Source organism: Candidatus Hydrogenedentota bacterium, from assembly GCA_035416745.1.
In the GTDB taxonomy this organism is placed as follows: Bacteria; Hydrogenedentota; Hydrogenedentia; order Hydrogenedentales; family SLHB01; genus UBA2224.
Genome location: DAOLNV010000031.1, coordinates 1 through 12,956, shown reverse-complemented (window position 1 = coordinate 12,956; position 12,956 = coordinate 1). Strand labels below are relative to the sequence as shown.

Below are 12,956 nucleotides of genomic sequence, written 5' to 3'. Positions count from 1 at the left end.
TCCAATCGAAGGTTGCATAGACAATAGCGGCCCGAAATCGCCTGAATCAAAGGCAGAATTGTAACGTCTCGGCCTTTGCAAGTCAAAGTAACAGGATGTTTTGCGCCGTGTATTGAGTGGGATTTAGCTATAGCCGCATGACGCCGAAGCCGCCCCCAACCTCGATGACGGCGCCTGTGGAGTACTGGAAATGTCCCTTAGCGAGGCCTGCGACCGCCTTGCCGACGTCTTCGGGCGTGCCCCAGCGCCTCTGGAGAAGGATGCCTTCCGCGATGAGCTTGTCGTACTTTTCGGTAACCGGGGCGGTCATGTCGGTGGCGATGATTCCCGGCCGGATGTCGTAAACGTTTATGCCGAATTCAGCCAGGCGTACCGCGAAATTCTGGGCGGTCATACTCAGTCCCGCCTTGCTCACGCAGTACTCGGCGCGATTGGGACTTGCGGTATTGCTCGAGATGCTGGTGATGAAAATGATGCTTGGCAGGTACTCGGTCCCTTCTTTCACCTGGCGAATCATGTGGTTGGCGACGGATTGGGTAAGAAAGAATGGTCCCTTGAGGTTGATGCGTATCAGCCGCTCGAAACTCTCCTCGGTGGTTTCGAGGATATCGAGACGTTTCAGGAGGCCCACGCCGGCGTTATTCACAAGCAGGTCGATGCGCCCGAAAGCCTCAAGCGCCTGTTCAAGCAGCCGATTCCTGGCCGCGGTGTCTCCGATGTCGCCGGCAAGAGGAACAAAAACGGCGCCATGCGACTCTACACGCTGCTTGACCTCGAAGAGCCCTTTTTCGGTGTCTTCTGGCGTGAGCTTGGTAGCGGTACCGATGACATCGTACCCGTTCCTGGCAAGTTCGATGGCAATTCCGCGTCCTATGCCGCGGCTGGCCCCCGTGATCATGGCTACTGGTTTTCGCATGGCTCCCTCTCTGTGTCGCGAGTGAGGTGCAACGTTCGCGCAGACAGAAGCGCGAGGCAACGCACTATACCCACCGCCCGCAGACAGACGCAAGATTACCTATACCCAATACGGAGGCTGCATAGGGATGCGCGCGTTGCCTGCCTGCGGGTCCTGTGGTATTGTGATTGGGCCACACGAATGGTACGCAGGAACAGCAGCGATTCAGCTGATGGATGATTCCAGGAAAGAAAGGATTGGCTCACAATGCGGACGACACGGCGTGAATTCATTGTACAGGCGGGATTTGGGGTTGCTGCCGCTGGTCTCGTGATGCCCCGCGCGTTGGCGGGCGATTCGAAACCGGCGATACGCCTGAGCGCGTGCGACTGGTCGTTGGGGGCTTCTGGACCCGAGGGCCTTGCGTCGGCGGCCGCGACAGGCCTCGATGGACTGGAGATCTCGGCTGCAGCCGACAACGGCAAGCCCGGCGACGTGCTGGCCATAGCGGATCCGGAACGAAGACAGGCCTACAAGCAGAATATGGAGACCCACGGAGTTGCGATCTCGTCGGTGGCGATGGGACTGTTGAACGGTTTTCCCATGGTGAGCGAGCCGCGCGCCCCGGCATGGGTCGAGCAAACCATCGATGGGACCAAGGACCTGGGGGCGAAGGTGATGCTCCTGGCGTTTTTCGGGAAGGGCGATCTGCGTGACAAATCGGGTGCGCTCAAGGAGAAGGACGTCGATACACTGGTGGGACAGCTCACGGAATTCGCCCCGAAAGCGGAGAAGGCAGGAGTTATCCTCGGCATCGAAAATACCCTTTCCGCGGAGCAGAATCTGGACATTCTCGGTCGCGTCAAGAGCAACGCGGTGCGCGTCTACTACGATGTCGGCAATTCCACTCACAATGGTTACGACGTTGGCCAGGAAATCCGGCTCCTGGGAGATCGCATTTGCCAGATTCACTTCAAGGACAACGAAGGGTATCTTGGCGAAGGCGAGGTGAACATGAACGCAGTGGCAGACGCCATGCATGCCATCAGCTACAAGGGTTGGGTCGTACTCGAAACCAAGGTAATTGGAGAGCGGGAGGCCGACTTCAAACGAAACGCGCAGTTCACGCGTACGCTGCTCGGGATTGCCTGAGGACACCAGAGCTCACGGAAGTGCCCGGCGACGATTTTCACAAACTTCGGCCGGGTCAATAACCGCTGGCCGTTCGGCGCGCGCTTGACGCTGTAATGGCCTTATCCCGGTAGATGATTTGCGCGGCAGAGGGGGGTATTTGGCGATAGGCATCCGGATATGCTAAAAGTACGCACTTGGAGAATACGAAAACACACTCTTAGGTAGCAGGATGATCCGGACCGAACAGCTTCGAAAAGTCTATTATCCGCCCCGGACAGACCCGGTGGAAGCTGTCAAGAGCGCAACCCTATCCGTTGAACCGGGCGAGATTTTTGGACTTCTGGGCCCGAACGGCGCGGGCAAGACCACCTTGCTGCGCATGCTGGGCACCATTATCGTGCCGACATCGGGTTACTGCTGGATTGCCGGCCTCCGCACGGACCAGAATCCCGACGAGGTGCGGCAGCACATCGGTTTTTTGTCAGGGAATACTAAACTCTACGGCCGCCTGACCGCGCGCGAGGAGTTGCGGTTTTTTGGGCGCCTTCATGGTCTTTCGCGACAGCGGATCGAGCAGCGCACAGCCGAATTGTGCGAGATGCTCGGCATGGCGGAATTCATTAACCGCCGGTGCGATACCCTGTCAACGGGGCAGGGTCAGAAAGTCTCGATTGCCCGGGTTTTGCTGCACGATCCCGAAGTGCTCATCCTCGACGAACCGACCACCGGCCTCGATATCATGACGTGCCAGACCATCCTGTCGTTCATCCGCGCGTCGAAGTCAACGGGCCGCAGCATCATTTTTTCAACGCACTACATGACCGAGGCCGAGATTCTCTGCGACCGGTTGGCGCTCATTCATCGCGGCGAAATTCTCGCAATTGGAACCAAGGAACATCTCTACGATGAAACGGGCTGCGGCAATTTGACCGATGCGTTCGTCCGCATGGTCAGTGATGAGCGTGTGGTGTCGCCATGAAGCTGCGTACTGTCAACGCCATATTCCTCAAAGAATCGCTGGTTACATTGCGTGATAAGCGCACATTGGCGGCGATGATCGGCATTCCCGTGATTCTCTATCCCGCTCTGTTGGTGATCACCTCTCAGGTGGCGATGATGCACCTTGCGAGTGTGGAGGAGTCGATATCACGCGTTGCCGTCAGGTCGGAGCAGGACGTCACGGTGGACCGGTGGGTGGAAGCGCTGCCCCGCATGGAATTGGTCCATCCGAAGGACCCGGAAGCGGCCCTTCTCGAGGGCGAAGTCGATGCCGTGGTTGTGGTGAAGCAGAATGCGGGTCAAGTTCTGGAAGCAGGCGGCTCGCTGCTCATTGTCATTCAATACGATTCGACGGAACCGCAATCGCGTGAAGCGGCCCACCGCCTCAGCGAGGGGTTTCGGGCCACTCAGAACCGGATTCTCGAGAACCGTCTCGCGAGCGTGGGAATCTCCCCGGAATTCGTGACGCCCCTCAAGCTTCAGGAAGTCAATGTGGCCCCTACGGCCCGTATCGTGGGCACGCTGCTCGCCGTAATGCTTCCGATGATTATGGTTCTCATGGTTGGCATCGGGGCGTTCTATCCGGCGGTGGATCTCACGGCTGGCGAGAAAGAGCGAGGCACGTTTGAAGCGCTGTTGTCTACGCCGGCGACCAAGTTCGAGATCGTGTGCGGCAAGTTCTTGACGGTTTTCTGCATCTCGATGCTGACGGGTTTGCTGAATCTTGCCAGCATGGCCATGACGTTTACGTTCCACCTTTCCGATTTGCTCACGAAGATGCAGGTCAGTCCCGAGAAGACACCTGTCGAGTTTCCGTTGGGCACGGCGTTTCTGATGATATTCCTGCTGGTGCCTCTGGCGCTGTTTGTCTCGGCATTGATGATGTCGGTCGCGGTGCTTGCGCGTACATTCAAAGAGGCTCAGAATTATGTAACTCCCTTCTTCCTGGTGATAACGATTCCGGCCGGGCTGGCCGGTTTGCCAGGCCTCGAGCTGGGTTCGATTCTGCAGTTTGTGCCCATCGTCAATATTGGCCTGCTGTTTCGTGACCTGCTCACCGACCGCGCGGCACCCGAGGCCATTTTCAGCGTCTTGCTGAGCACGAGCATCTATGCGTTGCTTTCCCTGGTTTGCGCGACTTGGCTGTTCCAGCGCGAAGACGTCATTTTGTCCGAAGACAAGGGCCTTCCTCTTACCCTGCGCCGTTCGCTGTTGCGCCCCCGTGCGGAGCCCACCGTCGGGATTTCCATGACGTTGTACACGCTGGTCATCCTGCTCATCTTCTACGTGGGCGTCTATGTGCAGTCGAAGAATCTTATGGGCGGCCTGCTGATTACGGAATGGGTGCTGATAGCATTGCCGGCGGTCGGACTGCTCTGGTATGTGCGGGTTGATCTGCTCAACGCCTTCCGCCTGCGGCCGTTCACGATTGACGGGGCAATCGCAACGCTCGTGATCGGGTTGTCGTGGCTGGTGCTCGCGTTTCAATTGGGTATTTGGCACAACAGCGTGTTGCCGATGCCCGAAGAAATCTCCAGACAGTACGTTCAGGCGATGCGCGTGGGCGAGACCAATATTTTCGTACTCCTGGCCGTGGTGGCTGTGTCGCCGGCCATATGCGAGGAACTGCTTTTCCGGGGGGCGATCCTGTCGGGCCTGGAGAAACGCCTGCCTTCCTGGGCCTTGATCCCGGCGGTTGGCATTCTGTTCGGCGTATTCCACCTCAGCATTTACCGTGTCGTGCTGACGGGCCTGACCGGTGTCGTCCTCACGTATGTCGTTTGGCGGACACGCTCGCTCTGGAATGGCATCCTGGCGCATTTTGTCTTCAACGGCACAGCAGTGCTGATCGCCTCTGAGCGGATTCCCCTGAGGCTTGCCCAGGCCATCGGCAACCTCTCCGCGGGACAGGCAGGCCTTCCCTGGTGGCTCATCGGTATTGCGGCGTCGGCAATGACGGCAGGAATCGGCTATCTCCACCTGCGTTTTCCGCGGCCGGACAAAGAACTGTCAGGGTAGAACCTCGTTGGCAAGCAGTTGAGCCAGGGTCTGCCGCTTTCGGATGAGCTGCATTCCGCCATCTTTCTTCAGCATGACCTCGGCCGGTTCCGGAAAGGAATTGTAGTTCTTAGAACACATGGCGCTGCAGTATGCTCCGGCGCCTCCGACCACCAGCAGGTCGCCAATGCGGGCCTCTTGGAGACGGCGCGGCAGAAGCCCTTCGGGGTTGCCCGGTTCAGGGGTCAATACATCGCCGCTTTCACAACAATGCCCCGCGACGAGGTACTCCGCTTCCGCGCGCTCCTCTTCGGCGGCCGGAACGAGCGTTATCGGGTGTTGTGCTCCATAGAGCGCCGGACGGAGGATGTCAGTCATTCCCGCGTCTATCTTTATGAACGCGTACCCATCCGCGCCCGTGTCTACGACATCCATGACGCGCGCCACAAGCGCGCCAGCATTGGCCACAAGAAAGGTACCCGGCTCGATTTCCAGTCTCAGGCGCCTGCCGTGGGTATCGGCATGTTTCGAAAGAAGCCCGCTGACGGCCGCGCCGATTTCCTGCAGGTCCGCGGACACTTCCCCGGGCATGCGGGCCACCTTGAACCCTCCGCCCAGATTCAGGGTGGTGACTTCGGAAAATTGGGCGGCGACTTCGAGGGAAAGGTTTGCACACTTCGTCCAGACATTTGGGTCTCCCCCGGAACCAATGTGGGTGTGCACTCTGGTGACATGCAAGTCGTGGTGCATGCAAGTCTCGAGCACGCGAGGCACATAATCGCGCCAGATGCCAAAGCTCGAGGAGGGCCCGCCGACATTGGTCCGGTTGTTGTGCCCCGAACCCATCCCCGGATTCATACGTACGCCTAAAGAGGCGCCCGGAAACAGCTCTCCAAAGGCGGCAAGCTGTGCCAGGGAGCACGCATTGAACTGAACCCCCGCCCTGACCAGCTCTGCCAGGTTTCCGGGCATTTCCTGGGCCGTCAGCTGGATATGTTGTGGCGGAATTCCCGCCTTCATCGCACGCGAGGCTTCGTAGCCGCTACTGGCGTCAATGTGAAGCCCGAGGTCATGGAGCAGCCGGAGAATAGCACCCGTCGGCAGGGCCTTCATGGCAAACCGTGCTGTCAGCCCGAAGGGATTCGGGAAATGGAGGACCTGTTGGGCCTGGTTTTCAAGGGTTGCCGCATCGTATACGTACACAGGGGTGCCGAACTCACGCTCGAGGGCGCGAACCTGTCCGCCAGTCAAGAATCGCAGGGGTTCCATCAGTGTGTTCCACCTTTCCTCTTCATTTGTGACACATGAGGGGCTTATACATACCATATACGGGACCGCGTGAGCCACTTGACGCTTCCCCAGCCTTCATCTGGCTGGTCCCGCCAAGCACATCGCGCAATTGAGGTGACCCAGCGGGAAACGTGTATACTGAAGCCAGATCCCCAGACCAGCCGATTGAATTTGAGGGAGAATCCGCTATGACGAGTCAAGAGGCGGCCCAGAAGTTTCAGCAGTCAAAGACGCTGTTTGCGCAAAAACGGTATCCCGAGGCGCTGATCATGCTGGACGAAATCAACGCCGCGTTCCCGGATCAAAAGGACGTTCTCTATGGCCGGGCCATGTGTCTGGCCGAACTGCAGCGTCCTTTGGAGGCCATCCGTATCTGCGAACAGGCGGTGGCCATGCATAACGATCAGAAATCGCAGGCTCTTCTGAACCGTCTGCGGCGCGAGCATGGCGCTATCCAAGAGGGTCCAACGGATTTGGCAAGCCTGATGGGTCACGACGCGACCCGGCAGAGTGGAGCGGCGGCGGCTCCCAGCGCCCCCTCCCCCGCGCCGGATTTTGCCGAGATGCCACGGCGCTCGTCCAATAAGCGGTTCTACGTGACCCTGGCCTGCGTTGTTGGCGTGCTATTGATACTCTTGATAGGATTTCCTTTCGTAATCGGCAAGGTGAAGACCGGCATGTCTTCATCGGATACTGCAACGGACTCAGGTGACCTCAGCCCGGACGATTCCCCGCCCCAGCCCGTACAGTGGTACTACAAGTATGACGAGGGAATGAATATCGCCTCGCAGTACAAGCGCCCTGTGTGCATCTTCTTTTACGATGGCGCGGAAGAATCTTCAAGACTTGAAGAAACGGTCTTTCAGACGCCGTTTGCCCAGAAGGCATTAGCCGAATTCATCAACATCCGTGTTCTGTATTCCCAAGAGGATCCGGCCGTTATCAAGTACGGTGTGAAGGCTGTTCCTTCAATCGTCCTGCAGGACACAAGCGGCAATATCGTTTACTCTGCTTCAGGGACCGAGATATCGTCCGAAGATTTCCGGACCAAACTGCAGGCGTTCCTGAAGACATAGCTGGTGTTCAAAGATATACGGGTGCTTTATTGGGCCTTTCTCATCTGGTATTCTTCAGGCGTTATGAGCCTCCTGTGCGGCGGTAAACCTGTAGAGATCGTGGTTTCAAGGCACGAGCAACTTCTCACGGGAATCTCCTGGTGGCCAAGACCAAATCGACATTTGTGTGCCAGAAGTGCGGCGCGACCTACATGCGCTGGGTCGGCCGCTGCACGGACTGCGGACAGTGGAACACGGTTATCGAAGAACCCTTCGTGGAAGCCGGCAAGCACGTCCGCACAACGATAAGTGACGGCGGCAAACCGATTCCTGTGACCGAGCAAGGCCGGGAGCCGCCTGCACGGATTTCCACGGGCATCGCGGAGTGCGACCGCGTTCTGGGCGGAGGGATTGTGGCGGGGTCCCTGACCCTTGTGGGGGGCGACCCTGGCATTGGCAAATCGACGATTATGCTGCAAATCTCTCACGGCTTGGCGACGGGAGGGCAGCCGGTGCTTTACGTGTCCGGCGAGGAATCTTTCAGCCAGTCGCAGCTCCGCGCGCGGCGTCTCGGAACCCTCTCCGACAACCTCCTCATGCTGACAGAAACGGAGCTGACGGCCATATCAAGATACGTGCTGGAGGGCGCGTACAGCTTGGTCGTGGTGGATTCCATCCAATCGGTGTATTCGGCCGAATCGCCTGGCGTGCCGGGGAGCATCTCCCAGGTGAGGGATTGCGCAAGCGAGTTTCTTCGCCTGGCCAAGAAATCGGGCACGCCGGTTTTTCTTGTCGGCCATGTCACGAAAGACGGCTCGATAGCCGGGCCGCGCATGCTGGAACATCTCGTTGATACCGTGCTGTATTTCGAGGGTGAGGGGAAGCAGGCCCTGCGCATCCTGCGCGCCGTGAAGAACCGGTTTGGTTCAACCAACGAGATCGGCGTTTTTGAGATGACCGAGACCGGCCTCCAAGAGGTGCCTAACCCGAGCGCCCTCTTCCTCAATGAGCGCCCGGAAGGGGTTAGCGGTTCGATCGTGCTGCCGAGCGTGGAAGGCACGCGGCCGTTGTTGGTCGAAGTGCAGGCCCTCGTGTGCGGGTCGAATCTGGGCTCTCCCCGGCGAACGGTAACGGGGGTCAACCCAAACCGCGTAAGTCTAATCCTCGCGGTCCTCGAGAAGCGCGCGGGTCTGCACTTTGCTGACCGGGACGTCTTTGTCAATGTTGCCGGCGGGGTCCGGCTGGACGAACCGGCGGCCGATTTGGCCATTGCTCTGGCCCTGGTATCCAGTTTCATGGAGGCCCCGGCCGCGCCTCACCTGACCGCGTTTGGCGAAATCGGGCTGGCGGGCGAAGTGCGGGGCGTGGATATGGTGCGCCAGCGGGTCAGCGAAGCCTCTAAATTCGGCTTTACCACGTGCATTCTCCCCAAGAGTAGCGCACAGGATGCCGAAGATGCGAGAACAACGGTATGGCCCGTGGGACGGGTGAGCCAGGCCATCGAGATAGCTATGGAAAGATAAGAACCCTCCGTGACATCATAGAGACGTGATGCAGACATGCCGAGGAAAGAGGGGTATGGTGAAGTCAAAACGCAAATCGAAGTCCATTGCCTATCGCGAAGCCATCAAGATGATCTCCCCGGGAACCAAGATCCGGGAAGCCATTTCGATGATGTTGCAGAGCCGTCTGGGAGCGCTTTTGTGCATTGGAGATCCCAAGAGGCTGGCCGAGCTGTCCGACGGCGGGGTTGAATTGAACGCGGCATGCACGCCGCAGTTGCTGTATGAACTCTCGAAAATGGACGGCGCCATCATCTTGAACGAAGACGGCACCACCATTACCTACGCCAACCGTTTCCTGACGCCGAGCAATTCCATCGTATCGCACGAGACCGGTACCCGCCACATCGCCGCGGAACGTATGGCGAAGCAGGCAAAGTGCGCGGTGGTAGCGGTCTCGGAACGGCGTTCAAGCGTGACTTTGTATGTGCAGCACACACGGCACGTGCTGGACAGCCTTCCCACCTTGCTCAACAAGGCGGCACAAGCGCTTCAGACCCTCGAGAAGTACATTACCAGCCTGAACCAATCCATGCTGGACCTGAGCGCCCGCGAATTCGAGGACATGGTCACCATATTCGACGTGTGCAAGGCGATTCAGCGCTGCGAGATGTCGCGCCGGATAGCGTCCGAGATCGAACCCTATATTCTCGAACTGGGAACGGAAGGGCGCCTGATCGAGTTGCAGCTGGGCGAATTGTCCATCCCAATCGAGGAGTCCCGGCTCGTCATAAAAGACTACTATAAGGAAAAGCCCTCTCTTACTGCTGAAATCGCCGAGCAGCGCATCGAAGAACTGTCGCACGACGAGCTCTTGTCGCTGGAAACCATCAGCCAGACCCTCGGTTACGGCGCAAACCTGCGAGGCGTTGATACCTATCTGTCTACGCGGGGGTATCGGGTCTTGTCGCAGACGCGCCGTCTGACGCCGCAGATCATCGACAACTTGGTGAACCGGTTCGGTACGCTTCAACAGATCATGCGCGCCCCGAAGGATGAACTGGACGCTGTGGAGGGCGTGGGCGAGGTGTTGGCGGAGCGGGTTCGCCTCAGCCTCAACAATCTGAGAAGCCAGTTGGCCCTGGATCGAGGCAGGACCTGAGATGCGCTTTATCCGGGATTGCGAGATCGTGGCGAGGGAGTGTGTCGCGCCGGGCCACTGGCGCATGCGCCTGCATGCTCCAGACATTGCCCGCGCGGCGATACCCGGCCAATTCTGCATGGTCGAGGTGTCTGAGACCCTTTACCCTTTCTTGCGCCGCCCCATGTGTTTCTCCGAAATCCATGACGACGGCGTCAGCATCCTCTATAAGGTCGAAGGGGAAGGCACCGCGCTCCTGGCCCAGCGCGTTCCCGGACAGAAGTGTTCGCTCCAGGGGCCTCTGGGCAATGGATTCCCCGTCGACGGCAGCTTCGAGCGCCACATTATCGTGTCGGGCGGTATCGGCGTGGCGACGTTTCCCGCCCTTGCACAAGCTCTGGTTGGGGCGTGTCAACGTCCCCCCGAGGTGGTGCTGGCCGCACGAACAAGAGAGCTCCTGCTTTGCGAAGACCTGTTCAAAGGCCTGGGCTGTACGGTGTACCTTGCGACGGACGACGGGTCCGCGGGCCAGAAGGCTTATGCGGCCGGGATGCTCGAGCGCTTGAATCCGGGGGAAGCCACCCGCGTATATGCATGCGGTCCCATGATCATGATGCGGACTACCGCGGCGGTTGCCCGGCGCGCCGGGGCCAATTGTCTGGTTTCTCTGGAAGCACAGATGGCCTGCGGTGACGGCGCCTGTCTTGGATGCGTTGTCGAATCCATCGAGGAGTACGAGGGCGAGAAAATGGTTCGCGTCTGCGTGGACGGCCCCGTTTTTGACGCGGCAATAATCGATTGGGAAGCACATAACCCAGCCTATGACCTGTAATATGCCGACATTAGCCGTCGACCTCGGCGGCCTGCACATGAAGAACCCGGTAACGGTCGCTTCGGGCACGTTCGGATACGGCGAGGAGTTCGGCCGGTATTTCGACGTGTCCCTCCTGGGCGCGGTCACGACCAAGAGCATTTCGCTGAAGCCTCGGCCGGGCAATAAACCCCCGCGCCTCGTCGAGACGCCCGCGGGACTCCTTAACGCCATCGGGCTTCAAAACGTCGGCATCGAACGGTTCTTGGCGGAAAAGGTCCCCTATTTGCGCGCGCGCAAAGCGGCCATTATCGCCAATATCTACGGGTATTTGCCGGACGAATATGCCGAGTTGGCGCAGCGGCTCGAGTCTGAAGGCGCCGCGGATGCCATCGAGGCAAACCTCTCGTGCCCGAACGTCCACGACGCGCGCACGGCCAGGGGCCCGGTTCTTGTGGCCCAGAGCTGCGAGGCGATCTCGGAATACACGCGCGCCATTCGCGCCGCCACGAAACTGCCCCTGTACATAAAATTGACTCCGAACGTGATGAATATCCAGGAGCCCGCGCTGGCCGCCCAAGAGGCCGGGGCGGACGCCGTATGCCTCATCAATACGCTCCTTGGCATGGCCATTAATCCGGAAACCCGGAAACCGCGTCTGGCCAATATTGTGGGAGGCCTGAGCGGCCCGGCGATTCGCCCTGTAGCGCTGAAAATGGTCTGGGACGCCGCGCGCGTGCTCCGCATACCGATCATCGGCACGGGAGGAATCACCGGCGCGCCAAGCGCTATCGAATTCCTCCTGGCCGGCGCCACGGCGGTGTCGGTCGGCTCGATGTCCTTCCGCCAGCCGGATATCGCCTTGCGGATTGTTGAAGGTATCGCGGAGTATCTCAGTCGGCACAACATCCCCGACGTAAGACAACTCATCGGCGTCATGCAAACCTGATCGGATGGGGGCTTATGAAAGATAAGACCAAACTCATAACCGGGTTGGACGTCGACACGCGCGAAGAGGCCTTGGCCGCGGTGGGCGCCGCGGCAGGGTGCCAGTGGTTCAAAATAGGGTCACAACTGTTCACGCGGTGCGGACCGGAGATTGTCGAGGCAGTGCGGGGCCTCGAAAAGAACGTGTTCCTCGACCTGAAGTTTCACGACATCCCCAACACCGTCGCCAAGGCTTCGAAAGCTGCCGCAGACCTTGGCGCGAGCCTTTTCACGCTTCACGCCTCGGGCGGAAAAGCAATGATCGCGGCAGCCCGCGAAGCGGTCGAAGAAACCCAGGCCAGAATCCTGGCCGTCACGGTCCTTACCAGCCTCACGGACGATATGCTCCGCCGCGAGATCGGGCTCCCGGAAACGGCGGCCCAGGCCGTGTCCCGGCTGGCCAGACTTGCGGTGGACGCCGGGGCCCACGGGGTTGTCTGTTCTCCCCGCGAGATCGCCCTGGTTCGAGAAGCCGTCGGTCCGAAACCCCTTATTGTCACGCCCGGAATCCGGCCCAAATGGGCAGCCCAGGACGACCAGGCCCGTATCATGACCCCCCGGGAAGCCGCGGAAGCCGGCGCGGACATGATCGTCGTGGTGCGCCCCATCCTCAAACACAAAAATCCGCCCGAAGCCGTACGATTGATCCTGGAGGAGTTGCAAGGATGAACGGCGAGCAGGTACTGGCAGCTTTTCGGGAGGCTGGCGCTCTTCTCGACGGCCATTTTCTCTACGCGAGCGGCCGCCACGGCCGCCAGTTCCTGCAGGCGGCGCGCGTACTCCAGTTTCCAGACATCGCCGAGCGCCTCTGCGCCGCCATGGCCAGCCGGTTCAAAGACGCCCGCATCGATCTGGTGGTCGGCCCAGCCACCGGCGGAATCATCCTGGCCTACGAAACGGCCCGGCATCTCGGATGCCGCGCGGCATTCACCGAAAAAGAACAAGACGGCGCCATGGCGCTCAAACGGGGTTTCCTGCTCCGTCAAGGGGAACGTGTGCTCGTTGTCGAGGACATCGCCACGACAGGAGGCTCGATCAAGAAGAGCATCGCCCATCTTCGCCAGCGCGGCGCTCAGATCGCCGGCGTTTCCGTCCTCATTGACCGCAGCTCCGGAGAAGCGTCGTTCGATTGCCCGTACGAGCC

General features: G+C 59.6%; 12 protein-coding genes. 10 read left to right on the top strand and 2 right to left on the bottom strand.

From position 1 onward, the window contains the following. Positions 1-127: 127 nt before the first annotated feature. Entirely contained in the window at positions 128-916 is a 789-nt protein-coding gene (locus PLJ71_11245) for a 3-ketoacyl-ACP reductase (GenBank protein HQM49251.1), read from the bottom strand. Between the two features lie 246 nt (positions 917-1,162). On the opposite strand from PLJ71_11245, the gene PLJ71_11240 reads away from it, so the two are divergent. The 3 genes from PLJ71_11240 (at position 1,163) to PLJ71_11230 (ending at position 5,047) form a co-directional block, all read left to right on the top strand. Next, on the top strand, positions 1,163-2,047 hold the full coding sequence (locus PLJ71_11240) for a sugar phosphate isomerase/epimerase family protein (GenBank protein HQM49250.1): 885 nt from the start codon (positions 1,163-1,165) through the stop codon (positions 2,045-2,047). Between the two features lie 211 nt (positions 2,048-2,258). Then, positions 2,259-3,008 (top strand): ATP-binding cassette domain-containing protein, encoded by a 750-nt coding sequence (locus PLJ71_11235; protein HQM49249.1) that lies wholly within the window; start codon positions 2,259-2,261, stop codon positions 3,006-3,008. Continuing rightward, positions 3,005-5,047: an ABC transporter permease subunit/CPBP intramembrane protease gene (locus tag PLJ71_11230; protein ID HQM49248.1), complete on the top strand. Its 2,043-nt coding sequence runs from the start codon at positions 3,005-3,007 to the stop codon at positions 5,045-5,047. The genes PLJ71_11235 and PLJ71_11230 overlap by 4 nt, the downstream gene beginning before the upstream one ends. Here the strand turns inward: PLJ71_11230 and PLJ71_11225 are convergent. Next, the gene (locus PLJ71_11225; protein ID HQM49247.1) at positions 5,039-6,295 is read right to left on the bottom strand and encodes a diaminopimelate decarboxylase; all 1,257 of its coding nucleotides are present in this window, start codon (positions 6,293-6,295) and stop codon (positions 5,039-5,041) included. The genes PLJ71_11230 and PLJ71_11225 overlap by 9 nt on opposite strands. A 209-nt stretch (positions 6,296-6,504) precedes the next feature. Between PLJ71_11225 and PLJ71_11220 the strand changes: the two genes are divergently transcribed. The 7 genes from PLJ71_11220 to pyrE all read left to right on the top strand — a co-directional run. Beyond that, the gene (locus tag PLJ71_11220; protein HQM49246.1) at positions 6,505-7,392 is read left to right on the top strand and encodes a hypothetical protein; all 888 of its coding nucleotides are present in this window, start codon (positions 6,505-6,507) and stop codon (positions 7,390-7,392) included. Between the two features lie 140 nt (positions 7,393-7,532). Continuing rightward, a complete protein-coding gene (radA, locus tag PLJ71_11215; protein HQM49245.1) occupies positions 7,533-8,894 on the top strand; it encodes a DNA repair protein RadA in 1,362 nt (453 codons plus the stop codon). 55 nt (positions 8,895-8,949) lie between these two features. Further along, on the top strand, positions 8,950-10,035 hold the full coding sequence (disA, locus tag PLJ71_11210; GenBank protein ID HQM49244.1) for a DNA integrity scanning diadenylate cyclase DisA: 1,086 nt from the start codon (positions 8,950-8,952) through the stop codon (positions 10,033-10,035). Positions 10,036-10,063: 28 nt separating this feature from the next. Beyond that, complete coding sequence (locus PLJ71_11205; protein ID HQM49243.1) at positions 10,064-10,846, top strand: dihydroorotate dehydrogenase electron transfer subunit; 783 nt, start codon at positions 10,064-10,066, stop codon at positions 10,844-10,846. Position 10,847: 1 nt separating this feature from the next. Then, the gene (locus tag PLJ71_11200; protein HQM49242.1) at positions 10,848-11,774 is read left to right on the top strand and encodes a dihydroorotate dehydrogenase; all 927 of its coding nucleotides are present in this window, start codon (positions 10,848-10,850) and stop codon (positions 11,772-11,774) included. A 14-nt stretch (positions 11,775-11,788) separates the two neighbouring features. After that, positions 11,789-12,481: an orotidine-5'-phosphate decarboxylase gene (gene pyrF / locus PLJ71_11195; GenBank protein ID HQM49241.1), complete on the top strand. Its 693-nt coding sequence runs from the start codon at positions 11,789-11,791 to the stop codon at positions 12,479-12,481. Next, the coding region (pyrE, locus tag PLJ71_11190) for an orotate phosphoribosyltransferase (protein ID HQM49240.1) at positions 12,478-12,956 on the top strand (479 nt) is incomplete at its 3' end. The genes pyrF and pyrE, both read left to right, overlap by 4 nt.

Excerpts from the sequence above, each read along its gene's own strand:
- PLJ71_11200 (HQM49242.1), top strand. The coding sequence starts at position 10,848 with ATGCCGACATTAGCCGTCGACCTCGGCGGCCTGCACATGAAGAACCCG.
- PLJ71_11235 (HQM49249.1), top strand. The coding sequence starts at position 2,259 with ATGATCCGGACCGAACAGCTTCGAAAAGTCTATTATCCGCCCCGGACA.
- PLJ71_11245 (HQM49251.1), bottom strand. The coding sequence starts at position 916 with ATGCGAAAACCAGTAGCCATGATCACGGGGGCCAGCCGCGGCATAGGA.
- PLJ71_11230 (HQM49248.1), top strand. The coding sequence starts at position 3,005 with ATGAAGCTGCGTACTGTCAACGCCATATTCCTCAAAGAATCGCTGGTT.
- pyrF (HQM49241.1), top strand. The coding sequence starts at position 11,789 with ATGAAAGATAAGACCAAACTCATAACCGGGTTGGACGTCGACACGCGC.
- PLJ71_11220 (HQM49246.1), top strand. The coding sequence starts at position 6,505 with ATGACGAGTCAAGAGGCGGCCCAGAAGTTTCAGCAGTCAAAGACGCTG.
- disA (HQM49244.1), top strand. The coding sequence starts at position 8,950 with ATGGTGAAGTCAAAACGCAAATCGAAGTCCATTGCCTATCGCGAAGCC.
- PLJ71_11240 (HQM49250.1), top strand. The coding sequence starts at position 1,163 with ATGCGGACGACACGGCGTGAATTCATTGTACAGGCGGGATTTGGGGTT.
- PLJ71_11225 (HQM49247.1), bottom strand. The coding sequence starts at position 6,295 with ATGGAACCCCTGCGATTCTTGACTGGCGGACAGGTTCGCGCCCTCGAG.